General features: G+C 51.4%; 21 protein-coding genes and 1 pseudogene. 17 read left to right on the top strand and 5 right to left on the bottom strand.

Annotated features, from left to right (window positions below; translation table 11 throughout):
• Positions 1-120: 120 nt before the first annotated feature.
• The gene (locus CWC46_RS08135; protein ID WP_021017365.1) at positions 121-1,110 is read right to left on the bottom strand and encodes an ABC transporter substrate-binding protein; all 990 of its coding nucleotides are present in this window, start codon (positions 1,108-1,110) and stop codon (positions 121-123) included.
• 1,019 nt (positions 1,111-2,129) lie between these two features.
• Positions 2,130-2,903, bottom strand: a complete 774-nt coding sequence (locus CWC46_RS08130) for a GntR family transcriptional regulator (protein ID WP_021017367.1) — start codon at positions 2,901-2,903, stop codon at positions 2,130-2,132.
• Positions 2,904-2,980: 77 nt separating this feature from the next.
• Here CWC46_RS08130 and CWC46_RS08125 point away from each other — a divergent pair, with 77 nt between their 5' ends.
• Genes CWC46_RS08125 through CWC46_RS08095 form a run of 7 tightly spaced genes read left to right on the top strand, consistent with a single transcriptional unit; the run spans position 2,981 to position 11,681 of the window.
• Entirely contained in the window at positions 2,981-4,267 is a 1,287-nt protein-coding gene (locus tag CWC46_RS08125; protein ID WP_021017368.1) for a M20 family metallopeptidase, read from the top strand.
• A gap of 25 nt (positions 4,268-4,292) precedes the next feature.
• The gene (locus CWC46_RS08120; RefSeq protein WP_021017369.1) at positions 4,293-5,891 is read left to right on the top strand and encodes an ABC transporter substrate-binding protein; all 1,599 of its coding nucleotides are present in this window, start codon (positions 4,293-4,295) and stop codon (positions 5,889-5,891) included.
• A 13-nt stretch (positions 5,892-5,904) separates the two neighbouring features.
• Positions 5,905-6,852 (top strand): ABC transporter permease, encoded by a 948-nt coding sequence (locus CWC46_RS08115; RefSeq protein WP_021017370.1) that lies wholly within the window; start codon positions 5,905-5,907, stop codon positions 6,850-6,852.
• Positions 6,845-7,672: an ABC transporter permease gene (locus CWC46_RS08110; protein ID WP_021017371.1), complete on the top strand. Its 828-nt coding sequence runs from the start codon at positions 6,845-6,847 to the stop codon at positions 7,670-7,672. Before CWC46_RS08115 ends, CWC46_RS08110 begins: the two co-directional genes overlap by 8 nt.
• Positions 7,672-9,321: a dipeptide ABC transporter ATP-binding protein gene (locus CWC46_RS08105; RefSeq protein ID WP_021017372.1), complete on the top strand. Its 1,650-nt coding sequence runs from the start codon at positions 7,672-7,674 to the stop codon at positions 9,319-9,321. The genes CWC46_RS08110 and CWC46_RS08105 overlap by 1 nt, the downstream gene beginning before the upstream one ends.
• An 18-nt stretch (positions 9,322-9,339) precedes the next feature.
• Positions 9,340-10,569: a M20 family metallopeptidase gene (locus tag CWC46_RS08100; RefSeq protein ID WP_021017373.1), complete on the top strand. Its 1,230-nt coding sequence runs from the start codon at positions 9,340-9,342 to the stop codon at positions 10,567-10,569.
• Positions 10,566-11,681: a M24 family metallopeptidase gene (locus CWC46_RS08095; protein ID WP_021017374.1), complete on the top strand. Its 1,116-nt coding sequence runs from the start codon at positions 10,566-10,568 to the stop codon at positions 11,679-11,681. Before CWC46_RS08100 ends, CWC46_RS08095 begins: the two co-directional genes overlap by 4 nt.
• A gap of 87 nt (positions 11,682-11,768) precedes the next feature.
• Here the strand turns inward: CWC46_RS08095 and CWC46_RS08090 are convergent, their stop codons facing one another.
• Positions 11,769-13,010 (bottom strand): NRAMP family divalent metal transporter, encoded by a 1,242-nt coding sequence (locus tag CWC46_RS08090; RefSeq protein ID WP_021017375.1) that lies wholly within the window; start codon positions 13,008-13,010, stop codon positions 11,769-11,771.
• Between the two features lie 427 nt (positions 13,011-13,437).
• On the opposite strand from CWC46_RS08090, the gene CWC46_RS08085 reads away from it, so the two are divergent.
• Both CWC46_RS08085 and CWC46_RS08080 read left to right on the top strand, forming a co-directional pair.
• On the top strand, positions 13,438-14,829 hold the full coding sequence (locus tag CWC46_RS08085; protein WP_021017376.1) for a glycoside-pentoside-hexuronide (GPH):cation symporter: 1,392 nt from the start codon (positions 13,438-13,440) through the stop codon (positions 14,827-14,829).
• 31 nt (positions 14,830-14,860) lie between these two features.
• A complete protein-coding gene (locus tag CWC46_RS08080; protein WP_021017377.1) occupies positions 14,861-17,245 on the top strand; it encodes a glycoside hydrolase family 3 N-terminal domain-containing protein in 2,385 nt (794 codons plus the stop codon).
• A 299-nt stretch (positions 17,246-17,544) separates the two neighbouring features.
• Here the strand turns inward: CWC46_RS08080 and CWC46_RS08075 are convergent, their stop codons facing one another.
• Positions 17,545-18,315, bottom strand: coding sequence for a DeoR/GlpR family DNA-binding transcription regulator (locus tag CWC46_RS08075; protein WP_021017378.1), 771 nt, complete (start codon positions 18,313-18,315; stop codon positions 17,545-17,547).
• 100 nt (positions 18,316-18,415) lie between these two features.
• Between CWC46_RS08075 and CWC46_RS08070 the strand changes: the two genes are divergently transcribed.
• From CWC46_RS08070 to CWC46_RS23615, 8 genes and pseudogenes are all read left to right on the top strand, one after another.
• On the top strand, positions 18,416-18,640 hold the full coding sequence (locus CWC46_RS08070) for an FIG domain-containing protein (RefSeq protein WP_021017379.1): 225 nt from the start codon (positions 18,416-18,418) through the stop codon (positions 18,638-18,640).
• An 11-nt stretch (positions 18,641-18,651) separates the two neighbouring features.
• Positions 18,652-19,038, top strand: coding sequence for a VOC family protein (locus CWC46_RS08065; protein WP_021017380.1), 387 nt, complete (start codon positions 18,652-18,654; stop codon positions 19,036-19,038).
• An 84-nt stretch (positions 19,039-19,122) separates the two neighbouring features.
• A pseudogene (locus tag CWC46_RS08060) lies at positions 19,123-19,316 on the top strand (transposase); the annotation flags it as partial.
• Between the two features lie 246 nt (positions 19,317-19,562).
• The gene (locus tag CWC46_RS08055; RefSeq protein WP_021017381.1) at positions 19,563-20,066 is read left to right on the top strand and encodes a DUF1203 domain-containing protein; all 504 of its coding nucleotides are present in this window, start codon (positions 19,563-19,565) and stop codon (positions 20,064-20,066) included.
• Positions 20,063-20,974, top strand: coding sequence for a DMT family transporter (locus CWC46_RS08050; RefSeq protein WP_021017382.1), 912 nt, complete (start codon positions 20,063-20,065; stop codon positions 20,972-20,974). The genes CWC46_RS08055 and CWC46_RS08050 overlap by 4 nt, the downstream gene beginning before the upstream one ends.
• A 582-nt stretch (positions 20,975-21,556) precedes the next feature.
• Complete coding sequence (locus tag CWC46_RS08045; protein WP_021017383.1) at positions 21,557-22,783, top strand: sugar ABC transporter substrate-binding protein; 1,227 nt, start codon at positions 21,557-21,559, stop codon at positions 22,781-22,783.
• Positions 22,784-22,790: 7 nt separating this feature from the next.
• Positions 22,791-24,863, top strand: a complete 2,073-nt coding sequence (locus CWC46_RS08040) for an ATP-binding cassette domain-containing protein (RefSeq protein WP_021017384.1) — start codon at positions 22,791-22,793, stop codon at positions 24,861-24,863.
• A gap of 206 nt (positions 24,864-25,069) precedes the next feature.
• Positions 25,070-25,237, top strand: a complete 168-nt coding sequence (locus CWC46_RS23615) for a transposase domain-containing protein (RefSeq protein ID WP_157831362.1) — start codon at positions 25,070-25,072, stop codon at positions 25,235-25,237.
• On the opposite strand, the gene CWC46_RS08035 is transcribed toward CWC46_RS23615, so the two are convergent.
• Entirely contained in the window at positions 25,180-26,076 is an 897-nt protein-coding gene (locus tag CWC46_RS08035; RefSeq protein WP_037382587.1) for a LysR substrate-binding domain-containing protein, read from the bottom strand. The two genes, CWC46_RS23615 and CWC46_RS08035, sit on opposite strands and share 58 nt — an antisense overlap.
• Between the last annotated feature and the right edge of the window lie 105 nt (positions 26,077-26,181).

Genomic DNA, 26,181 nt, shown 5'->3' with positions numbered 1-26,181 from the left:
GCCTCCGAACACAGCCGGTTATTACGCCTCCCGGCGGAGGACATCAGGACGAGGAACGTTCATGGCGACGTCCCCGCCAACTCTCCCCGCAGAGGGAAGAGAACGTGGAAACAGTAACGATCACTCAGCGTTAACGAAACTGGCGTTAATCGCCTCTTTCGGCGTAATAGCTCGGGTTACGATACCCGCATCGGTAGCCGCTTTAAGTACATGGGGGAAGGTTTTGTTCGAGAACTCGTGGCTCAATTGCTGCTTGTTCTCGGCCAGGGTGTAATATTTGATACCGTTAAAAGCGGTACGAAGGTCTTCCGGCGTGGAGCCGACCGCCTTGGCAATCACTGCGCGATCGGCAGTAGTATTAGCCTGATAATGCGTCACTGCCGCGCCCCAGGTCTTAATCAGAGCCGCAATCTGACCGGGTCGGTTCTTGATCATATCATCACGCACGACCAATACGTCGCTGATCAGACCCGGATCGTTTTTCCCGCTGTAGAGCATTTTCACGCTCGGGTCAGCTTTCATTGCTACCGACAGATAAGGTTCGTAGGTCACCGCTACCGGTACACGTTTGGCAATCAGCGAGCTACCGGCAGACGCGGCTGGCATCGGCACTGGCTTGATGTCACGAAGCGACATCCCGACTGAGGACAGGGCGCTGCGCAGCAAAATATCGCTGGTGGTGCCTTCTTCATAAGCCACCCGCTTACCTTTCAAATCCTTCAGGGTTTTCACGTCCTTGGACACCAGCATGGCATCGGCAGTCTGGCTCTGATCTAGCAACAGGACAATCTTCACGGGCAAACCGGCGGAAATCATGCCCATCGCGGTATGGGTCGCAATACTGGCGGCGTCGATCTGGCCGCTGGCTAGCGCCGCGTTAATATCCTTGTCTTCAGCAAAGTTGATGATATCGACTTTTTCCAGACCGTTTTTCTTATACAGGTTCTGAGCGGCGGCAACATGCCACTGGCCATAACCCAGCCAGGGCTCCACACCTAATTTCAACTCACCAGATTCTGGCGCTGACGCCGCCAGGGAAGTGGTGGACGCTAGTACGCCAAGACAGCAAGCAGCAGCGAGTGAAAATGTTATGGTACGCAAAGAAAGCATATCGATTTCCTTCTGGTGAAGTTAAGCAAGTTTCAAGTTGTCGTCTGTCTATTAAGTCATTGTCTGTCTATGTATATACAAGTATATGCAATATAAATGCCAATCTCTCAGCATACTTACTTCGCGCTTTACACCACCATAGGCAGGAGCTTCGTTTTATCGTCATGGGTAGCAGACTGGCTCAATGTGGTGCAGGGTGGCGATTCTTTGCACCATAACTGCTCGCGTTTTGAGCATAAGCGGGGCAATGAGAAGAGCCTTAACCTTTGTCGTAGTGCGTAAGAGAGTTTATTAAAATTATCGGCACAGGCGGAAAACGCTATCCAGAAGGGGGGACGTTACAATTACTGCGTTTACGTTATTGCATACGATGGTGTGAAAAAACGCTGATAGAAAGAAGTAAAAGCACCGTATTTTCTTTGATAAAAGAGGCGATGACATCATCAAAATCCACCTTTAGTGGTCAAAGAAGACACAAATCAGAGAATAAATTAAAATTTTCTAATATAGTATCGATCGTTTATACAGATCAATAATCTTTTATTGATAGTTTTCAACTATATCAAGGCTATCATCGATCGGTACAAATGATTTGCCTTTAGCAGAAAGTCTGTCATAAATATAAGCAGCCATATTCATCACAGGCACATGATTTATATATAAATTTATCTGGCACACTATTGTGTCAGTTGCAGATCAGTTACAGGCGCGATACAGGATCTTTTTCGCCTTCATCAGGGATATCTTACGACAGTAATAAATAAATCAGTTCCTGCCTCCAGTATTGTAGGAAATGAGATGAGTATGGCTGGTTACACCCTAAATAAATCAAGTTGCAGGAACCCGGCAAACGAAGGGATCCCGATGAGATTACTCAAGTTAGTGATTCGGGTGGCAACGCTGCCGGGAGCAGAGTTGTACGCGACTTGACAAGGCCCTCGCACAACCAACAGATTTTTCTACAAATTCAGAATAAGCATATCGGGTGAACTGAAATGCGAGGATAAATTCAGGCTCTGTTAACGGATCTCATTGACATACATGACGTTCCTGGTAATGAAACGGTGATGGGCCAGAATCACTGGCAGTGCGCTCTGATCAAAAGAGATTTCATCAATGACCAGTATCGCCTGAGGCGATTGCAACGCCAGCAATCGACAATCTTCTTCACTGGCCAGTTCAGCGGTGATCTGCTCACGCACCGCCGCCACTCGAATATCGTACTGATCCATCAAAAACCGGTAGAGCAATGACGGCACTTGATCTTCATGCGGAAAATCGGGCAGACGCGCTTCAGGCAGCACAATAGTTTCATGCATGGCGGGTACACCATCTATTTTTCTCAGCCTTTTTAGGTAGATAACCGTGTCACCTGATTGCAGCTTCAGTTTTTCCACTTCTTGTTCACTGGCGAGCGCTTGGTGGTAATCCAGCAGGATCGTTTGTGAATTGAGCAAACGACCATCTTTGCCATGAAGGCGGAAATAGCGAAAGAAGTGACTCAAATTGTGCAACGGTGCCCATCCTGTGACCACCGTACCCGTTTTACGGCGGCGCATCAGCATCCCTTCGGTGGTCAAGGCGGACAGCGCTTTGCGAATCGTCCCCACAGAAACCCCAAAATCGACCGCCAGAGCATTTTCACTGGGCAGCACCGTACCCGCAGCCAGCTCCCCCACCAGTATTGATTCACTGATATAGCGCTTCACCACTTCATAGCGCGGGGCACCTTCAAACTCCTCAAGACGACTAAAAACCACTGCATCCTGTCCGTCAGATCTTTTCATTATCATGAATGATTACCTGTTGACCATCTCGCTTATCTGCATTATCTATAAACTATATAGAAATACAACTCAGTGAACATGACATGCACGTAAAATCCCATTTTAAGCAGGCTTTGGCGGCAATATCTGGTGATTCAACCGCCATTCTACAAGATTTGCGTCAGATGCTCGCCGTTGATACCAGCTTTCCGCCTGGCAATGGTTACGGTGCATTTGCCAATCTGATGGAGTCTCTGCTGACACCGATGGGATTTACCTTTCAACGCGTTTCAGTACCCGAGTCTTTATGGCATTCACCAGATGGCAGCGCAGTGGGAGAGCGGATCAATCTTCTGGCAACGCTGCCCGCTGATGCCGCGGAAAACTGTAATCTCTATTTTCACGTCGATACCGTACCACCAGGTGATGGCTGGCATTACCCGCCACTGGTACTCAGTCAGACTGGCGAGCGTTTGATTGGCCGTGGCAGCGCTGACATGAAAGGGACGATCGTCGCCGCGTTGGCGGCGCTTCGTGCCGCACAGCGGTATAAGCTCAAGCTACGCTTCAACCCGGTATTGTTACTGTGTACCGATGAAGAGGGCGGACTATATCCCGGTATTCGCTATCTGGCCGAACAGCAGCTATTTCAGGGACATATGCTGAGTTTCAATGGTGGAGCGGTTCCCCGTATCTGGGCTGGCTGCTTTGGTAGTCTGGATGTGAAGATCCGTGTGACAGGCCGGGCCGCGCACTCTGGCGATCCCGTTGACGGTATCAACGCCATTGAAGAGAGCCAGTCATTGATGCAGGCGCTGATGGCGCTGAAACAACGAGTCGAGAAGCGTACCTCTGCCATGCCATCGCCACCGCACTTTGCGGGTAAACCGTTGACATCCCGTTTGACACTCGCGATGGCCCAAGGCGGCAGCAAAGGTTCCACGCTGCCAGCCTGCTTCGACCTACTGGTTAACCGCCGCTACGCACCTGAAGAGCATTTTGACGATGTCTGGCAAGAATTGACCGACTGTATTACGCAATCGATGTCGTCTTCCGCCGCACTGAGTACCGAGCACTATCTGATCGGTCATCTGGCACCGGTCAGTGACCCGACCGGGCCGCACTGGCCGCGCTGGCAACACGCGCTGAGTCTGGGCTTCGGTTTTCATACAGACGATTTTGCCGCCTGGGGATCATCCACCAGCTCCGACATGGGATGGGTTCAGCAGGCAGGCATTCAGGAAATTCTGTTAGGTGGGCTAGCACGGCCGGATAACCATATTCATGCTGCCGATGAATACACCACCATGCAGGATCTTGTCGCTTTATCGCAGTCCATTTTGGCCTATCTGGCCGATGATTTTTCGCCAACCCAGGGTATTTCATTATAAACAGTAGACAGTAGAGGAAACCGCGATGTGTGCAATGAAAGGAATAAACCGACGGCAGTTTATTACCCACGCAACACTGATCACCGGCACTGCCATGCTGCCATTGTCATTTCATGCGCAGGCGACAGAAGCAAGTGCAATGACAGCAGGAGGCACCCCGCGCAATGGAGGCATTCTGCGCATCAGTGTCGACCAGGCAGTCAACATGCTAAATCCACAGCAGGCACGCGTTAACCCTGAATACCTACTGGCTGAACTGCTCTACAGCGGCCTGACCAGGCTGACACAGGAGATGAAGGCCGAACCCGATCTGGCCAGCGCCTGGCACGCCAACGCTGACCTCACGCAGTGGACATTCACTCTGCGCCCCAACCTGAAATTCAGCGATGGTTCACCATTGACCGCCAATGATGTTGTCGCCAGCCTCAATGCTATCCTGGACGTCAAAAACGCGTCGCCGGGGCGGCACAATATCGGCCCGATCAAAGATCTACATGCCGATGGCAATGACAAAGTCGTGATCAATACCCAGGCTCCCTATGCCGACCTGCCTGTCATGCTGACATATCCTGATGCCAAGATTGTGCCTGCTGCTATTGCACAGAATCAGTTGGATCGCTTGTCAAAAGAAGCGCTAGGGGCAGGCCCGTTCATACTGGTATCGTATGAGCCTGATCGCAAGATCGTGGTGAAACGCAATCCGAACTATTACGACCCGAAACGCCCGTATCTCGATGGGGTGGAAATAGTTGTCTATCCTGACGCAATTGCCGAAAGTTCTGCGTTGATCGCCGGGGATACCGATCTGATGCTGGCAGCCCAGCCCAGCGAATTCAAACGCCTGTCCGCCGCCAGTGGTATTCAGCCACTGCGGGTGCCATCCGGCCAGTTCCTGAATATCAACATGCGGTGCGATCAAAAACCGTTTGATGACATGCGGGTACGGCAGGCGCTGGCGCTGTGTATTGACCGCAAGGCGATGATCGATTTTGTAGCCGACAGTTACGGTACCCCCGGCAATGACACGCCCATCAGCGCCTCTTATCCGTGGTACAGAAATATTCCACTACGACAAGTCGACTACGCCAAAGCCAAGACATTACTGGCCGACGCAGGCTACCCGGATGGGCTGGATCTGACGCTGATCGCCTCGGACAAACCGGCATCCCGCACCCAGTTGGGGATCGCAGTACGGGAAATGGCCAAACCGGCCGGATTCCGTATCAATGTCCAAACCATGGCTAATAGCACTTATCTGGATCAAGTCTGGAAAAAAGGCAACTTCTACGTCGGTTTCTACAACATGCAACCCACACCAGACGCAATATTTTCCCTGCTCTACACCTCGGATGCCGCCTGGAATGAAACCCGCTGGAACAATGCCGATTTCGATGCCGCCATCGCCGCAGCCAGAAGCACGACGGATGACAGCAAACGCCGGGCGTCTTATGGCAAAGCACAACTGCTGATGCACGATCAGATTCCTTCAGTGATTCCGGCGTTCTTCAATCTACTCTCCGCCAGCCAGCATTATGTGCGCGGCTACGCGCTGCATCCGCGCGGTGCGGTGTTTCGTCTTGATCATGTCTGGCTGACGCCTCAAGCACCGGTACGTCGGAACTAAACAGGGAGTGGTTGTGAGCGCAAGTTATCTACTAAAACGCCTGTTATTGGTCATTTATACTCTGCTGGTCGTTTCGGTGCTGGTCTTTGGCATTACCCAGTTGTTACCCGCCGATGCAGCAGTCACACTTCTTGGGCAGAACGCCACGCCTGAAGCGCTGGCTGCCGTCAGAGCCCGCCTCGGTCTGGATGCTCCCGCCTGGTTACAGTACTGGCACTGGCTTACGGCAATGCTGCATGGAGACTTCGGCGTGTCCATGCGCACCAATCTTCCGGTGGCGCCAGCGCTGCTCACAGCCCTCTCCCGCTCACTGTTGCTGGCGGCGTGCGCCCTGTCGCTGATGCTGTTCATTGCACTGCCACTGGGTATCTGGGCGGCAGTGCGAAAAGGAAAGATGGCGGATGTACTGGTCAGCGTGCTGTCCTATATCGGTATTTCATTTCCCGAGTTCGTGACCGCCACCCTGATGCTGCTGCTGTTTGCCGATGTCTGGCAACTGCTCCCGGCCACCGGTTACGTACCGCTCAGCGAGAACCTTGCGGATGGCGTGCGTCACCTGATTTTACCATCGGTGACGGTGACGATGATCCTGGTGGCACATGTATCACGCATGGTGCGTTCGGAAATGGTAGATGTCCTCCATACCGATTACATCCGAGCCGCCTGGCTGAAGGGACTGTCACGACGACGGATCCTGTGGCGTCACGCGTTGCGTAACGCTCTGTTGCCGGCGATTACTATCGTGGCGCTGGATGTGGGGTATCTGTTGGGGGGTATCGTGGTAGTGGAAGAAATTTTCGCCATCCCGGGTATCGGCCGTGAATTGATCGTTGCAGTACAAGCACGCGATCTGCCCACCATTCAGGGCGGTGTCATGATCCTCGCCACTACCTATGCGGTGGTTAACTTTTTGGCTGACCTGGCCTACGCCATGCTTGATAAGCGGATCCAATATGTTTGATGTAGTCAAAAGACTGTTGCGTACCCCGCAAGGAATTGCCGGGGTCAGTATTCTACTGGTGGCGCTGTTGATCGTGTGTGCTGGCAGTCATCTGGCACCCGCCGATCCAGAAGCAATATCCATTCTGGCACGTTACCAGGCACCGAGTGCTGAGCACTGGTTCGGCACCGACCAACTAGGACGTGATATTTTCAGCCGGGTGCTGTTCGGTGCCCGTACCACAATTATCGACTCGCTGCTGGCCACCGTACTGGCGATGATCATCGGTTCGGTCATCGGCACCGCCAGTGCCTATCTGGGTGGCAGGATAGATGAAGCCATCATGCGTACTATGGATGCCATCATGTCGATCCCCAGTTTGCTGTTCGCTCTGCTGATTGTCAGTACCCTGGGACAAAACAGCCTGAACGCCGTACTGGCGATCACCATTGCCTTTGTCCCCGGTATGGTGCGCATTGCCCGCAGTGTCGCGCTGGCAGCGCGCCAGCAGGATTACGTCAATGCCGCCATTGCCCGGGGAGAATCCTCGCTCTACATCATCCTACGGGAGATGTTGCCTAACATCGTGGCCCCCATCATCGTGGAATCCACCATTCGGGTATCTTTTGCCATCATGTTGTTCGCCACCCTCAGTTTTCTCGGGCTTGGCGCTCAACCACCACAACCGGAATGGGGGTTGATGGTTTCCGAGGCTCGCGCCTATTTCTTCAACGCCCCCTGGATGATGCTGATCCCCGGACTGGCCATCGCGATCGTGGCGATCGGTTTTAACCTGCTCGGTGATGGGTTACGTGATGTCCTGAATCCGAGGAGTCACTGATGTGCACACCTGATGCAATAAAACCGGTACTGGCTGTCAATCATTACAACCTGGTATATACATTACCGAACGGATCACACCTGCCTGTGCTTCAGGATATCAACCTGCACGTAAATCGAGGGGAAGTGGTCGGCCTGGTGGGTGAATCCGGCTCCGGCAAAACCACACTCGGTTGGGCGATCATGCGCTGGCTGGCCAGTAATGCCAGAGAGGGTCAGGGAGACATTTATCTTGGCGATCTGAATCTACGCACCTTGCCGACGGACAAACTGCACCAGCTTCGGGGTGGACAACTGGGGATGATTTTTCAAGATCCCAGTGCCTCACTCAACCCGACCCTGACGCTGGGCGAACAGGTTACCGAAGTCTTACGTCGTCACCGTCGTTTGAGTGCCAAAGAAGCCCGTGACTATGCAGAAACCCTGTTACGAGATGTCGACCTGAAAGAACCGGCGCTAATGATGAAACGTTACCCGCATCAGGTTTCCGGCGGTGAAAAGCAACGCATCCTGATCGCTACCGCGTTCGCCTGTCAGCCTGACTGCCTGATTTTTGATGAGCCGACCACGGCGCTGGATGTCATCAGTACAGCACAAATTCTGGCACTGTTTGAACGACTACGAGAAGAGACTGGCGTAGCCACCTTATATATTTCACACGATCTCGCACTGGTGTCTCACATCGCCGATCGTGTCTGTGTGCTGGAAAAAGGCCGTATTGTGGAACAGGCTGATGCAGCCTCCCTATTTCAAATGCCACAACATGACTACACCCGGCGACTGATCGCCGCAATACCTGATCCCACGAAACGCCTGCTGGAAAACGCCATACCGTCATCGCAACCACTACTCACCCTGAATGAGATCACCATTCAGTATGGTCATCACCGGTTGCTGGACAAACTATTGAAACGCCGCCCCAACCACACCAAAGCTGCCAACGCGGTGTCACTGACCCTTCATGAGGGGGAAATCCTGGGGATTGTAGGTGAATCCGGCTCCGGCAAATCAACACTGGCGAAAGCCATCACCGGTCTGGTGCCCTTTGAGGGCTCGCTGGATTTCCGCGGTTACATGCTGTTTGGTCATGCCGAGATGGACAAAGATTACCGCCGCCGGGTACAGATGATTTTTCAGCATCCAGATGCCTCACTGAACCCACGGATGCGCATCGGTGACATTCTTGCGCGTCCGCTACGGCTGTATGGCCTGCCCGATGGTGAAACTGAAGCGCAGGCCATCACCCGACTGCTGGAGGAAGTACGCCTTCCGGCATCAATGGCGTCACGCTATCCCCATGAGCTTTCCGGTGGTCAGAAACAACGGGTGGCGATTGCCCGCGCTTTTGCCCATCCGCCAGAACTGGTGATCTGTGATGAGATCACCGCCGCACTGGATGTCTCAGTGCAGGCCACCGTAATTGAATTATTGCTTGAGCTGCGGCGACGCTACGGCACCGCTTACCTGTTTATCACCCACGATCTCAATCTGATCCAGCAAATCGCGCACCGCATTGCGGTGATGTACCGTGGTGATCTGCTGGAAGTATTGTCGGGCGATGCGATGGCGGCACAAGCTCAGCACCCCTATACCCGGGCGTTACTGTCGGCCATCCCGGCCCCCGAGACACGTTCACCTGAATTTAACTAAACATAGAATGAATCCATCATGACCAAAGAACAGTTACTCCATCGCATCGACACCGATTTTTGCCTGCGTTTCCTGGCCACCATGGTGCGACACAAAAGCTACAGCGCCACCGATGACGAACAGCAACTGGCGGAATTCATGGCCGCACAGATGCGCGAACTCGGCCTGGAGACCATTCTCACACCGGTCCCCGGCGGACGGCTTAACGCCATTGGCACCCTGCATGGCACCGGTGGCGGCAACAGCCTGCTGTTTAACGGCCATCTGGATACTAACCCAGTGACCGAAGGCTGGACCGTCGGCCCGTGGGACGGCAAGATTGATGACGAATTTATCTATGGTATCGGCGTGTCCAATATGAAAGCGGGTGACGCGGCTTACTTCTGTGCGCTGAAAACGCTGATCGATGCCGGTATCAAACTGAAAGGCGACGTGATCCTGACCTACGTGGTTGGGGAACTCCAGGGTGGTATCGGCTCCATCGCTGCTATTGAACAGGGTATCAAGGCCGATTACTTCATCAACGCGGAACCAACCGACATCCAGGCACTGACCATGCATGCCGGATCACTGATGTTCACCATTGAACTAACCGGTGACACTCGCCATCTATCCAAACGTGAACAGGCGGTGGATGCCATCGCCGCCGCCGTAGAACTGATTCCGCAGTTAAATGCCATGACCTTCAGTGGCGCACTCACGAAAGAACACCTCAGCATCAACCGTTGCCACGTCGGGATAGTCCACGGTGCACTGGGGCATGATTTGCAGGAATGGCGCCCTCCTCAAGTGGCAGATTTCGCCCGCATCAAGGGGTCGGCACGCTTTGCACCTGGTCAGACGGTCAAAGGCGTACTGGCAGATATGCAGGCGTTGCTGGACAATCTCTGTGCTCGCCATCCCGGTCTCAGAGCAGAACTGTTCGACGATGGTCAACGGGACAAACCCACCATGCTACCTTTTGAAGTCCCCCGAGAATCGGCGATTGTGGCGGCGGTCAACCGTGCCTATACGACCGTGCGCGGTACACCACAACCCACGGGTGCGATTACACCACCCGCGTTCTACGGCACTGACGCTGCTCATTTCTACCAGCGTGCCGGTATGGAAGGTGTGGTTTGCGGCCCTGGTGGAAAATTCAACACCATGCCGGATGAACGAGTCCACATCAGCGATTTCCTCGATGCCATCCGCATTTATCTGCTGGCCATCCTGGATATCTGCCAGCCAGAAAGCACACTTTCATGACATCACACTATGCGCTTGCCCTGGCACGAACCCGAGCCGCCATGCAGTTGGCGGACGTCACGCTGTTGTTAATCGACCACGGAGAATTACTGGCATGGTTAACCGGCTACACAGTATCGGAAACGTGTTATCGCGCTTGTCTGGTACCGCTGGAAGGCGAACCCTGGATGGTATTACGCCAGCTGGATGAGGCGCCCTGCCGTGCGTTGAGCAACCTGAACGATATTGTCACTTATGATGATCACCAGGATCCCTATCAGGCAGTCGCGGACAGCCTGTCGCAGCGGGGCTACGGCCATGCCTGTATTGGCACGGATTTCAACTCCTACGGCATGACTGTCCATAACTGGCAACAATTATGCCAGCGCCTGCCCGGCGTTCACTGGCAGGATATGACAGGGATAAGCGATCGGCTACGTAGCGTAAAATTTACCGATGAATTGGAAGCGTTACGCCAGGCGGCGCATATCGCCGACGACGCAATGCGTGCCATTGCCGCCCAGGCGGCTTCCGGCTGGCGGGTGCGTGATGTCAGCGCGCTGGCCGCGCAGATATTCCTGCATAATGGCGCCGACAGCGGTGAAACCGGCCCAATCGTCTGCGCTGGCGGGGATAACGGCTTCCTGCATGCCAGTGGGCATGATCACCATCTGACTGCGGGCGACATCCTGCATGTCGAGTTGATCCCCACCGTCCGCCATTATAGTGCGCGCCTGATGCGCCCCTTTCTCATCGGCCCTCCGACATCAGAACACCGCCAGTGCGCGGAACAGCTAATACAATTTCAAAATGCGCAAATCGCCGCCATGAAACCGGGCGTAAACGCCAGCGATGTGGATGCGCTATTACGGCAGGCGGTGCTGGATGCAGGTTTGAGAGAACATTACGGCAACGTTACCGGTTACGCACTGGGGCTCTATACACGGACTCCCCGGCCCAGTGATTTCTCGCGCTGCTTTACACCAACGGCTAACTGGCCGTTGGAGGAAAACATGGTATTTCACATGTATGTCTCCGCTCGTTCGCTGGCGTTTAGTGAAAGCGTGGTAGTAACGCCCCAAGGTGGACAACGACTGAGCCAGTTACCGCGTCATTTGCTATTACTGCCATAATGAAATGTGCGGCGATAACAGAAAGTCACCTGTACGGTAATGAGAGAAATAATCATTAAAATCAATCACGCTAAACACAACGCACTCTCAAGCCATTTTCAGAAAGTGGAAAATGGCACTCACCGACATCAACCCCATATACCAGGTCAAGCCGCAGATCGCCAGGCCCAGCCACAACAACCAACGCGGATAGTGGTAACCCTCCATCAGTTCCGCGCATTTCCAGCCTACGTAGAGAAAGAGGCTCAGACCAATTGGCAGGATAAGTCCATTAAACCCGCCGGCAAAAACCAGTAATGCGGCAGGAGCGGTCCCCAACAGAAGATAAACCGCCAGCGACACGGCAATAAAGATGATCGTGGCAATATTGCGGTGGCGCTCGGTAATGGATTTTTTAAATACCGTAATAAAGGAGACGGACGTATATGCGGCCCCGATAACGCTGGTCAGCGCGGATGCCCAAAAAATAAGGCCAAAGATGCGCCCCCCTAGAGCCCCAGTCGCATGCTGGAAAGCTTGAGAAGCCGGATTCGCTACCTGGCTGGATATATCAAGCGTTACCCCGCTAGCCACCACCCCCAATACGGCAAGGAACAGCACATAGCGCATTAACCCCACCACAAGAATGCCTTTGGTGGCCGCAGAGGAAACTGCCTTGATGTTCTCAACACCGCCCATGCCTTTATCCAACAGGCGGTGGGCGCCGGCATAACTGATGTAGCCCCCCACCGTGCCCCCGACGATAGTGGTGATGGAAGCAAAGTTAACCTTGTCCGGAAACACACTCTGGCGTAGTGCCTCACCTATCGGCGGGGAGGACATGAATGCGACGTACAACGTCAAAACGATCATCATCAATCCCAAAACAACAATCATGCGGTCAATGACCGTACTGGCTCGACGTGACGAAAAAATATAAATCGTGATAAATGCGCTTAGCAGCCCTCCCCATTTGGGATCAAGGCCGAACATCGCATTTAATCCGAGTCCGGCCCCGGCAATATTACCGATGTTAAACACCAACCCGCCGAAAATAACCAGCACCGCCAACAAATACCCACTACCTGGCAAGGCGATATTTGCAACATCCGCCGCACGCATCCGGGTCAAGGTGACAATGCGCCAGATGTTCTGCTGCACCACAAAGTCGATGACGATAGACGCCAAAATACCGAAGGAAAACGCGGCCCCCATCGTGGCCGTAAAAGTAGCGGTTTGCGTAATAAAGCCAGGGCCAATAGCAGAGGTGGCCATCAGAAAAATGGCCGCGATCAATGAAGAGCGTCGACTACGAACAAACGCTTTATTCTGTGTTTCTTGTGCCGTCATACAATTTGCCTTCCAATGGAATAGTCATCCAAAGGTTTTATTAAGCAAAATATGATCCATTGTTGTTTTTTTCTTAGCAGAAAATAATTACGAGTATGCGTCTGTCCGAAGCGGTGATTAGTAGCACTAATGGATTATTTCGTATGCAATTAATTACCTTTTATTCATCGTCGCGTTAAAACATGCTCGCCGTCACAGATAGGGCAAAAAATAAAAAAACGTAATTTTATAGTTAATTTTCTCAATTGGTTACCAGAAAACTACCTCCTTATACTCCATGGACACTGACACACCTGCCCCGCGCTAATTCGTTATCTCTCTGAATTAACACTCGTGCCATTTAATACATCGGGAAGCGTGTGTCTATTAGAAACAATTCAGTGGCCTAAAGGCCATTATCTTCCTGACAAAAAGAAGGAAGTTCATAATGATAAATAACCCGGTACTCTCCGTAAAAGATAAAATAGGTTACGGTCTCGGCGATATGGCAAGCGCGCTGGTCTGGCAAACCGCCACCCTGTTCCTGGCGTATTTTTATACCGATGTTTTCGGCCTGCCCGCCGCGGTAATGGGCACCATGTTCCTGGCGGTACGCGCAGTGGATGCTTTTATCGACCCCTATATTGGCTCTCTGGTCGATCGTACCCATACCCGATATGGCAAGTTTCGACCCTGGTTATTATGGTTTGCTGTGCCTTTCGGCATCTGCTGCCTGATTACCTTTTATGTACCCGATATTTCGCTGACAGGAAAAATTATTTACGCCAGCGTAACTTACTGTCTTCTCTGCCTGGTTTACTCGGCAATTAACGTACCCTACTGCGCGATGCCCGGAGCACTGACCCAGGATCCGCGTGAGCGTCATTCAATCCAGTCATGGCGCTTTGCCTTGTCGTTTATCGGCGGGTTGGTGGTCACGGTAATCGCCTTACCATTGGTGGATTGGTTAGGACAAGGCAATGCCCGCAACGGATATTTTTACGCCATGAGCCTGATGGGATTGTTGGGTGTGATTCTGTTTTTCTGCTGTTTTTTTATGACCAAAGAACGCTATCACCCAGGAAACAGTGGTAAAAATTCAATATTCAACGACCTGAAGCTACTGTGGCGTAATCACCAGTGGCGTATCGTTTTTATCTTCAATATATTGCTGCTGGTGGCAGTGGTCACCCGCGGATCAGCCACCATTTACTATGTAAAATATGTTCTATTGCAACCACAGCTGATATTTCCTTTTATTGTCAGCGGTATGGTAGCGGCGCTATTTGGCGCGCTGCTTTCCGAAACGCTGCTCGGTAAATTTGACCGGGTAAAATCCTATCAATATATGATCCTGACCTTTGTCATCTGCGGCTCGGTGATATTCTTTATTTCCCCACACGCCGTGTGGCTGATATTTTCCCTCAATATTATTTTCAGTTTTATCCAGAATCTCACTACCCCGTTGCAGTGGACCATGTTTTCCGATGTGGTGGATTATGAAGAACACCGCACCGGCCGTCGTCTGGACGGTCTGGTCTTTTCTACCGCGCTGTTCGCCATCAAGTTCGGATTGGCAATCGGTGGTGCGGTAGTCGGCTGGGTGCTGGGCTTTGTCGACTACTTGCCCAACACCGCGTTGCAGCTACCAACGGTGTTAACCACCATCAACGCACTATTCACCCTCGTCCCTTCGCTGCTCTTTACCCTGATGGGAATCCTGCTGTTTACCTACAAACTTAACAGCAGCTATGTGCGAGACATTGCCAGCCAGCTGGCGCTGAAAAACCGATCCACACCAGACACAACGGAACCGACGGTGAATCATGCAAACATCTGAACATCCCAACGTCTGAATAAGGAGAATCACTATGGTCTATCCATATCAGGACGCTTCGCAGCCCCTGTCCGTGCGCGTGACGGATCTACTCGGCCGCATGAGCGACGAGGAAAAATTTGCGCAACTGCACGGGCTGTGGCTGATCCTCGCCAGTGACGGCCATCACCGGGTGCGTAGCGATCTGAGTGATGATTTCAGCGGCGCGTCGGCGTCTCTGGCGCTGGAGGCCCAACTCAAACTTGGCATTGGACAGATTACCCGACCACTGGGATCCCACGTGGTGGAGCCAGTGGAAGGCGTTCGGGCATTAAATCGTCTGCAAAAGACCATGATGGAAGAGACCCGGTTGGGCATTCCGGCGATGTTCCATGAAGAATGCCTGGTGGGATTACTCTGTAAAGACGCTACCTTATTCCCCTCACCGCTTAATTATGGCGCAACCTGGGATCCGGCGCTCATCGAACAGGTGGCCGCCGCGATCCGCCTGGAGGCCAAAAGCGTTGGCTGTCATCAAGGATTAGCGCCGGTACTGGATGTCTCGCGTGATGTACGCTGGGGGCGTACCGAGGAGACCTTTGGCGAAGATCCCTACCTGGTGGGCATCATGGCGTGCGCCTATGTCCGGGGATTACAGGGACCGCGCCGAGATCTGCTTGCAACACTGAAACACTATGCCGGACACTCCTTCAGCGAAGGGGGACGCAACCATGCGCCGGTGCATCTCGGCTTTCGAGAACTGAATGATACATTCTTGCTGCCATTTGAAATGGCGGTGAAGCTGGCCAACGCAGGATCGGTAATGCCGGCTTACCATGATATTGATAACCAACCCTGCCACAGTGACCATTTCTTGCTGACCGACGTGCTGCGCACCCGCTGGGGTTTCGACGGGCTGATCGTGGCGGATTATGGTGGCATCAGCCTGCTGCACCAACATCATGGTGTCAGCCCCGACGCGGCGAACTCTGCGGCACTGGCGTTTAACGCCGGACTGGATATCGAATTGCCAAAGGAAGATTGCGCTCAACATCTGGCGCAAGCCGTCGCGCAAGGTCTGATAACCATGGACAAAATAGACGATATCGTCGCGCGCGTGTTGCAGGAAAAATTCCGATTGGGGTTGTTCGAACACCCCTACGTCGATGAGCGGCAGATCAACCTACAGTCGGCATCAACCCGTGAACTGGCCTGGCGGGTGGCGGTACAGTCCATTACCGTGTTGGAAAACAACGGTCTGCTGCCGCTGGTACCGGCGAGCGGCAGCAGCATCGCGGTGATAGGCCCCACCGCCGATGATCCGCTGGCGCTACTGAGCGGCTATAGTTTCCCGGTTCATCTGATTATCAGCGATCTTGTCGCCCAGACCAGTCAGGTGACGACACCGTTACAGGGGCTGCACGCCGCTTACGGCGACGATAATATTCACTATGCCAAGGGTTGCCATATCCTTGAGACACGTCAAGCGGGTACACCAGTGTTCCCCGGTGATAGTGGCCGACCGTTGCAGGCGTCACCAGTTTCTCAAGATGAAAGCCTGATCCCGCAAGCAGTGGCGCTGGCGCGCCGTTGTGATGTGGCACTGGTATTTGTCGGTGATCTGGCTGGATTGTTCCAGAGCGGGACGGTGGGTGAAGGGTCCGATACGGACAGCTTGCAGTTGCCCGGCGTACAACAGCAACTATTAGAACAGGTAGTGGCCACTGGCACACCTACCGTCGTGATCATGACTGGCGGACGGCCTTACCACCTTAACGGCATGGAAGACCGGCTGGCAGGTTACCTGATGGCATTCGCACCAGGTCAGGAAGGCGGTCGGGCCATCGCCGACATCATAAGTGGCGCCCAGGCACCGGCCGGTCGACTGACGATCTCGGCACCGACTAGCGCCGGAGCCGCACCCTATTATTACAACCATAAGCTGAAAAGCGGCGGTACGCCCATCGCTTTCTCCTTCGGCACCCGCTACCCCTTTGGCTATGGTCTTAGTTGGACCCGGTTTACCTATCAGGATTTTCAACTGATCGGGGAACCGGTGGCGATCGACAATGGCGAACTGGTGGCTAGCATACGCGTGACCAACAGCGGACCCGTGGCAGGATACGACGTGATACAGCTCTATGTCAGGGATGTGCTGGCGTCGCTGGTACGCCCGATACAAGAATTAAAAGCCTTCCAGCGCATCTGGCTGGCAGCAGGAAAAAGCGCCGTGCTGGAGTTCCATATCCCCACTGATATGCTGAATTTTACCGATATTCAGGGTCGCAGAATCGTAGAACCTGGCGAATTCGAGGTTCAGATCGGGGCTTCCAGCGCCGATATTCGCGCCAAGGGCGTCGTTATGACCCGCGGCACAACACATGTGCTGCCACAAAACTGGCGTATGGAGAGCTATTGCCGGATAGCGCGGGAGGACTAAAACGACGTAGTGGCGAAGTCAATGACTCCGCCGCTACAACCTAACATCATCATAACTAAACGACGCTCTATTTTTACCGCGTAAAAATCCATTCCCATAATTACAGTAAAACCTTGGTATTCACCCAGATTTTAACGAGCGCTACCTGTGCTTACGGGCAGTTTTAAAATAGCGAAAAACGTCAAATCCAGAGCAGCAACGCCACGCCGCATCCGAAACAGCAGATTAAGATGATACCCATCGCCAGGGTTAATATCTCCTTGGATACCAAGACGATAGCGCCCCCCACGATTACCTACTCAGACGGTAACGATATGAATAGACTGTGCATCAAAGGCGTTAAGAAACTCCTTATTGAGGTTCTCTTCCACCACCATCACATCAATTTCACTGGCATCAGCTACAACATAACGCGCCAGACCAGGAATTTTATCTGCCGTCAGCGCTATAATGACCTGATTGCTCTGGCGAACAACCGCTTTCTTGAACTCACAGTCCTCAAAATCAAAGCCCGTCAGCCCGGCATCCGGATCCATCGCACAGGCGCCAATAAATGCCTGATCAAAGATCATCCCCTGGAGTTGGCCTACGGCAGTGCTACCCACACATCCCCCCGGAGTTCTATTGACACGTCCGCCAAGCATGATCACTTCACACTGAGGACGTTTCAACAGTTCAACGGCGATCTCCGGAGAGTTGGTGACCACCGTGACCCGGAGATCTTCTGAGAGGGCTCGGGCAATAGCAAGATTTGTGGTACCTGAATCGATAAAAACACAGGAGCCCTGCTTAACAAACTCCACACACTTTTGCGCGATTATGCTTTTTCCTGCAAACTCTTGCCCTTTTCGACTGACAAAGCTACCAGCATCAGGCAATTGCAGAACAGCTCCGCCGTAGACTTTTTTACATATACCTTCCTTACTAAGCTCCTGTAAATCCCGACGAATTGTATGCTCAGACACGTTCATTTGAGCAGCGAGCTTCGCACAGATCACCCTTCCGTTCTCTTGAAGGATCTGGCGAATGAGGGCTTGTCGTTGCTCCGGAAAAGCTGCATAATCAAGCATGAAATCTCCTTATTAATCCCACAATCGAGCATGAATAGCCATGATCACGAATTGATGGTGAATCTGTCAACTAATGTTGACCTGACGAGAGGATCTCACTATGTCATCACTACCCGATATCTGTTTCCTGCACCAACTGGCCGCGCTGTCTGAAGACATCACGATGAAGAGCTATCGCCAACGCATGAATCTGGGCATGACAAGCAAACCCAAAGAAGGTTTCAGCGTCGACCCCGTTACCGACGCAAACCGGGCGCCCGAAAAGCGCCTCCGGGAATACATAACGTTGACCTTTCCGAATCATGCCATCCTGGGCGAAGAGTAACGGAGTTAATCATGGAAATTACACATGTAGCACTTTGGACCCGTAACCTGGATGCGCAGGTCTTGTTCTGGCAGCAGGTTTTCGGCGGGAAAAGCAATGCACGGTATATTAGTCAGAACCGGCCAGGGTTTGAATCACACTTCATCACCCTGACGCAAGGGCCAACTGTCGAACTGATGACATTGCCAGCACTTCCTCCAGCACTTGAATATCCAGAGTTCGTCGGATGGGCGCACATTGCAGTAGTCGTGGGTGCCAGTGAGGATGTAGATCGTTTAGCGGAGAATGCACGTCAGTGTGGCACGCTGCTTAGTCCTCCCCGTCTGACAGGTGACGGTTACTACGAGGCCGTCATCGCCGATCCGGATGGTAACCGTATAGAACTGGTGGCAAAGTAGAATACTGTAGATAAGCTGACACACAGCTCCATCAGTATCAGCATAGTTGTCGCCTCTTTTGAAAATGAGCCAGAAGGCGATAGAGTGACAGATGTGACCGATGCAGAGGCATTCCCGGGACCTGTCCGCCAGACCCTCCGGAAAATCAGGGGGCTTCAGCTGATGGCGCTTATGACACATAGCGGTGCCACGACGAACTAACTCGTAAGAAAATCAAGGCACTGATCCCGTCGCGAACCCGTGCAGGTTACTGGCCAGCGGAGTACGCCGATCGAAATCATCCAAGAGGCGATGCAAAAAAAGTGGTGAAACCATCCCGGCTACCTGCGCGTCAAATCTCACCCGGTTGCTGTACCATGGTCCAATAACATGACAAATAACATGTTTGTAAACATTCTCAAATATATCAAGCCTAAAAATTAATGAATTTTAGAATGAAAAGCAAGAATCGGACTTACCGCTTACATTGAACATATGATATTAATAAATGTATTAACGATATCATCCTGTACTGGAATAAAAATATGTCTTATCTAATTAAGGGGTTGAACGGAAGTGATTTCGAACATCTTTACGGTTTATCAGACCGTAAACTGAAAGAGCATGGTGCCATCAGGATTAAAGTTGATAAATCCCAAGCCTATCCTGACCGAATTTCATTGAGATATATTCCTGTTGGAGAATATGCCATATTACTCAATCACACTTACCTGGATAGTCCGACGCCATATAGAGGGTCACATGCAATATTTATCTGGGAAGGGAAAAGTGAAGCGGCTATTTTAATCGATTGCATACCCGAAGTTATGAATTCAAGAATTATGTCATTACGTGCATTTGATAATAATGACATGATGATTGATGCAGAAATCGCGTCTAATGAGGAGATTGAAGAAAACATATTAACATATTTTGAAAATACTCAGATAAAATACATTCTTGCTCACAATGCTAAACAAGGCTGTTTTTCATGTCGAATTACCCGAAGCGATAGGCAAAACAACATTTTTAATGAAGGTGAAGCATGAGAACTTCAGATTATATTCGATTACTTTTTCTGGCTGCAATATGGGGAGCAAGTTTTCTATTTATGAGAGTTGCTGCACCAGCGTTTGGTGCAGTAAACACGGCTTTCTTAAGAGTTTTTTTTGGCTTAACGGGTCTCACTGTAATTCTTTTATTACTTAAATCTTCATTCCGTTTTGACGGTAAATTTAAGTTTTCATTAATACTTGGCGTTATTAATTCAGGAGTGCCATTCTTTATGTACTGCTTGGCAGCCAGATGGCTACCGGCGGGATATTCAGCAATACTTAATGCCACGACACCATTAATGGGAGTAATGATCGGATTCGCCTTTTTTGGTGAGAGGTTGACGGCAAAAAAATGGATGGGGGTATTGTTGGGGCTAATAGGGATAATAGTGATTACCACTGTAGGGGAAGTCAACTCCACCAGTAGTGTAGCTGCAGGCATTATTGCGTGTTTGGTCGCAACAGGGTGTTACGGCTTGGCTGGATTTTTGACGCGTCGCTGGATCTCAAACAGAGGCGGACTTGATCCTAAAATAGTCGCCTTTGGCAGCCAGATTGGCGCCACTCTATTTCTGCTGCCGTTCTTTTGCTGGTCAGTTGGCATGGGACCGGCAATCAACTGGTCTCAGGGATACGTGTGGGCAAGTGTGCTTGCGGTCGGTTTTATCTGTACTGCACTGGCTTATATTCTCTATTTCAGACTGATAGCGGACATTGGCCCTCTACGTTCTTTAACGGTGACATTTCTAATTCCACCATTCGCAATATTGTGGGGTTATCTTGCATTAGGCGAAACCATTACAGAAGGTTTTATCATCGGCTCATTAATTGTCTGTATTGCAGTATGGATGCTGGTGAGTCCAGAAAAGGCATATAAGATCATAAAAAGTGGTACTTGTTAGCTGATTTTTTAGCAACCTTACATAGATGACCCTGCCCAACAATAACGGGCATAGTTCTAAGTAAGGTTCTTTATTTCATATTGTTTCGAGTTTAACCAACCATTGGCACTGTGCCGACGGTAACGGTTTCGTCAATTTCAATATAACCAAACACCACATCTTTTATTACCTGTCTGCTGGCGCATCGAGGCAACAGCTTTGCACTTGTGAGGTAGCGTTAATACATTATCACAAGTACCACAAGCGCACTGCCGTGGTGATCAGGAAAAACAGGCCGCATAAATTAACTAAAGGCAACAACTTCATTAACATTTACTAACCTATTTTGTATACATGCAAACATATTCGCTAGCACAAACGTGACATATCGCACTCTTTATTATCAAGCAATAACCTAATTTTAACATCAGCCACATAATTCACCTTTTCTCTTGGTACGGCTATCCATACTGCATGCCATCAGACTGCGAATCTCTGCGATCGCCGTCTTCACGCTTTTGGTTATTTTGATGTACATAGCAGGGCAATGACAAGCCACTCAACTGACTTGGACTTACTTAATAAAATCCAACGGAGAGAAATATGACATCGACATCATCTCAATTAAAAGAAAACCTGAAATGCGTTGTAATAAGTCGTGAACGCCGCCCGAATCGACGAGTCCACTTCATCAGCACCTATATTGCTCTGATGGGTCTTGGTGTCGCCGGTTGTGCTCAGGCAGCCATTTCAGCAGCCGATTTTACCCCCGACTTTAGCGCAATGAGCCAGTTGCACACTATTGTCAAAAAAGGCTCGGGGAAAATTGGCGTGATCCTCCCTGAGACCACCACGTCGGCTCGTTATACCTCGTTTGACCAGCCTTACCTGGAACAGGCATTTAAAACGGCGGGGTTAACCCCGGATCAATATATGATCAGTAACGCCCAAGGCAGTGAAGCCACCCAGCTTACCCAAGCGCAATCAGATATCGCGCAAGGTGCCAGCGTTTTGTTAATTGACCCCATATCATCAGGCGGTGGCGCTGCTATCGAGCAATATGCCAAAGCCCATGGCGTGCCGGTAATTGACTACGACCGCATCACGCTCGGCGGCAATCGCGCCTACTATGTGAGCTTTAACAATGTGGAGGTCGGAAAACTCATTGGTAAAGGTCTCGAACAGTGCATTACGGATTGGCAGATCAAAAAACCGCACGTTTTGGTGATGAGCGGTGCGCCAACGGATAACAATGCCACCTTGTTCCACAATGGTTATATGAGCGTCTTGCAGCCCAAATTTAAATCAGGTGCTTATGTGAATGTCGGCGAACCCGCTGGCAGCTGGGACCCAGCGGTTGCTCAAACCACCTTCCAGCAGCAGTTTACTGCGCACCCGGAGATGAATGCGGTGGTCACCCCCAATGATGGCAATGCCAACGCGGTAATCGCCTATCTGAAAACCCTAAAAGTGCCGCCACATGCCTTCCCTACTACAGGCCAAGATGCGACCTTAACGGGAATCAAAAACATTATTACCGGTTATCAATGTGGCACCGTCTACAAACCTATCTACCTGGAAGCGCAAGCGGCGGCGGCGTTGGCGATCTATCTGCGTGCGGGGATGCAGCCACCCAAAAGTTTAGTCAATGGTAAGACGCTTGACTCGAAAACCGGCAAGTCCGTGCCGTCGGTTTTAGCCTCACCGATTTGGGTCACGCCAAGCAACGTCAAAAGCACAGTAATAAAAGATGGCTTTGTCAAAGCAGCCAAACTGTGCCAAGGAGAAGGAATGGCGAAAGCTTGCCAAAATGCACAAATCAACCCATAGGGGCCTTATGCAAAACACAACACAACACCTAAGCGCCCCCCCATTATTACAGATCCGAGGGTTAGAAAAGCGCTTTGGCGCGGTGCAAGCGTTAATCGGCGTTGATTTAGATGTACCACTGGGGCAGGTCACTGCCCTGGTCGGTGACAACGGGGCGGGTAAATCGGTATTGGTTAAATCCATTGCCGGGATCCATGAGGCCGATGGCGGCGAGATCCGCTGGCAAGGTGAAGTGGTGAGAATCCGCTCACCACGCGATTCAGCCCAATTAGGCATTGAGGTAGTCTATCAAGATCTGGCATTGTGCGACAATTTAGACGTGGTACAAAACATGTTCCTTGGCCGCGAGCGATTATATGGGCGACTGCTCAATGAAGATGTCATGGAGCGTGAAGCCGCCGAGACCTTATCGAGCCTGCGCGTGACCACGCTGCGCTCGATTCGCCAACCGGTTGCATCGCTTTCTGGCGGGCAGCGCCAATCGATAGCGGTCGCCAAAGCCGTGATGTGGAACTCTAAGCTGGTGATTTTAGATGAACCCACCGCAGCGCTGGGGGTGGCGCAGACCGGTCAAGTCCTTGAACTTGTGCGCCGCTTGGCCGACCAAGGGCTGGCGGTACTGATGATTTCGCATAATCTTAATGATGTGTTCGCGGTGGCCGATCGCATTGCAGTACTGCGTTTAGGGCAGATGGTAGGCGAAGGCCCCGCTAAAAGCTTCGACACGCAGCGGGTGGTGGAACTGATGACCACCGGACAAAGCGATCACCTTGTCACTGCAAATGCAAAATCATCTGCCGCGCCATCAATTGCGGTAGAAAACGCCAAACGACAGGCAAGCCAAGCACATGCCGCTGCTGTTATTGGTAATACCGAAGCGGACACATTAGGTAGCTATCTCAAAGCGGTGTGGGCGAAAGTTCTTGCAGGTCAAAGCGGCGTATTACCCGTACTGCTGGGGATGATCCTCATCGCGGCTATCTTTCAAACTCAAAATGATAAGTTCCTCTCCTCTGGCAATTTAGTGAATTTATTGGTCCAAGGTGCGGTGTTTATGCTGATTGGGATGGGCGAAGTGTTCATCTTGATTTTAGGAGAGATTGACTTATCACTTGGGTTTGTCGCAGGGATTGGCGCCACGGTCGCCACAGTATTAGTACAACCCTCGATTGGCTGGAATTGGCCGGCGGCGGTTATCGCTGCATTGTGTGTCAGCGGCGCTTTAGGGGCGCTGCAAGGGTTGTTGATCACGCGCTTAAGGTTGCCCTCTTTTGTGGTCACGCTCTCTGGATTACTGGGCTTTCAAGGGCTGATGATCCAGCTCCTCGGCACCGGCGGGACGATTCCCATCAACAGTGAGGTGATCAATAACTTTGCCAACGGCACCCTCACCCCACTGGTAGGTTGGGTGGTGACCATTGCGATCATCCTCACTTTTAGCGTATTCACCCTGCGTCGTGATGGCCTGCGCCGTGCCAGTGGCTTAGTTGCGCCACCTGTTGGGCTGTCTTGGCTCAAAATCGCCGCGGCCATCTTGGCTGGGCTGGTTTTAATGCTGATTTCTAACGCCAATCGCGGCATTCCTCGTTTCCCTATTAATGGTATGCCTTGGGTCATTCCCATCGTATTTGTGGTGTTATGTGCTTGGGCAGTGCTGCTGGGAAAACTACGCTTTGGCCGCTATTTATATGCCATTGGTGGTAATGCTGAAGCCGCGCGCAGAGCGGGAATTAATCTGGCGAAAATCAGACTGCTGGCATTCACTTTGGCCGCAGTCACTGCCGGTATTGGCGGCATTATTTACGCCTCACGCTTGCGCTCAATCTCAACCAGCTTTGATGGTGGTACGATCGTCTTATATGTGGTGGCCACTGCCGTCATCGGCGGTACAAGCTTGTTTGGAGGACGCGGCCATCCACTGCATGCAGTATTAGGTGGCGTTGTGATTGCAGCCATTGTCAACGGGATGGCGCTGCTGGGTTTGCCGGCCGCCGTGCAACTGATGGCAACCGCAGTGGTATTGTTAGCGGCTATTACGGTGGATGTGGTGGTGCGCCGGCGCGGTGAAACATCGCGTTAACGAAGCCTACTCACAGCAGCTTGGCATCATCCTTTATTTGAGCGGGAATTCCCGGAGAAAATACAATGCCTATGGATGGGCGGATTGAACAGAAGCAAGAAACTCTCCAGGGTTACAGGTCGCGTACACGGTTCGTCGGCCAGCCCTTGACGTGGTCAATGGCGTACCGCAGCCACGACGACTGAACAACGCCGTTCAGACTGCCGGTGCCGATTCGCGCGTGTTCACGCCTCTATCTGAACCCGCTGAATACCGCCAGACTGAACGCCCACGATCCTTATATCTGGCTGCGTGACGCATTAACGCGCTTGCCTACCTATAAATATTCCTCAATCCACGTTGAGAAAGCGTGGAATCTTGATCTTTTTTCATGACCTTTAGGACAAATAAGATCATAACCAAGTCCTGACGGTACACGCTCAAAGGGGGCGATCAACTCACCACTATCTAAATAGGGCTTAATAAGACAATAACGCCCCATTGCAATACCCATTGATTTTTTTGTTGCAACCATAGTTAACTCTTCATGATTGAAAACATATTTTTTTTTGAGAATATTAACATCACGATCGGTTTTTTTTAACCAATGTTGCCACTCAGCAAGTGGAGAAAGAAATTCTAACGATTCAGTGCAATGTAAAAAACAAGCTTCATGCAACCTGGAATCGCCTTTGAAAAACGCTAGTTTCTCTGCATATTCAGATGTACAAACGGGTGTTAAATATTCATCAAATAGCCTGCGATGATAAAAATCAGCATGCCTGGCATTTCCATAATAAATAGCCAAATCCACGGGCTGATTTTGAAAATCCAACTTACTTGCTTTCACTCGGATTTTAACATCGAGTTGGGGGTAAAGTTGTTGAAAAATAGGTAGTCGAGGGACTAGCCATAAGTGTGCAAATGTTGGAGCGACGCCAATATATAACTCGCCGCTGAGCTCGTTGAAGCGAATATCGTCTATTTCAGAAAAAATATTCTCAAGCGAATGGGTTAATGTCACCCAAACACGCCGACCTTCTTCAGTTAACTCCAGTTTCCGGGTCAAACGTACAAATAATTTAAACCCCAAATCTTGCTCTATTTTTTTGATTCTCTGGCTCACAGCACCTTGCGTTAGGCACAGTTCTTCTGCGGCTAATGTAAAGCTTAAAAACTTTGCGACGACACTAAATGTGTACAAGTTTGCAAGTAAATGTTGCTTATGTTCCATTGTTGATGTCTGCCCTAGAGTAAGAATCAAGATAGTGGCTACTTCAGTTGATTTACGCGTCCCCTGGCTAACGTTCTGAATAATGCGCTTCGCGGTCTCATGCAC

Origin of the sequence: Prodigiosinella confusarubida (assembly GCF_002847015.1) — a bacterium.
Taxonomy (GTDB): domain Bacteria; phylum Pseudomonadota; class Gammaproteobacteria; order Enterobacterales; family Enterobacteriaceae; genus Prodigiosinella; species Prodigiosinella aquatilis.
The sequence above is the reverse complement of the archived record's forward strand: the minus strand, read 5'-3'. Positions and strand labels throughout refer to the sequence as shown.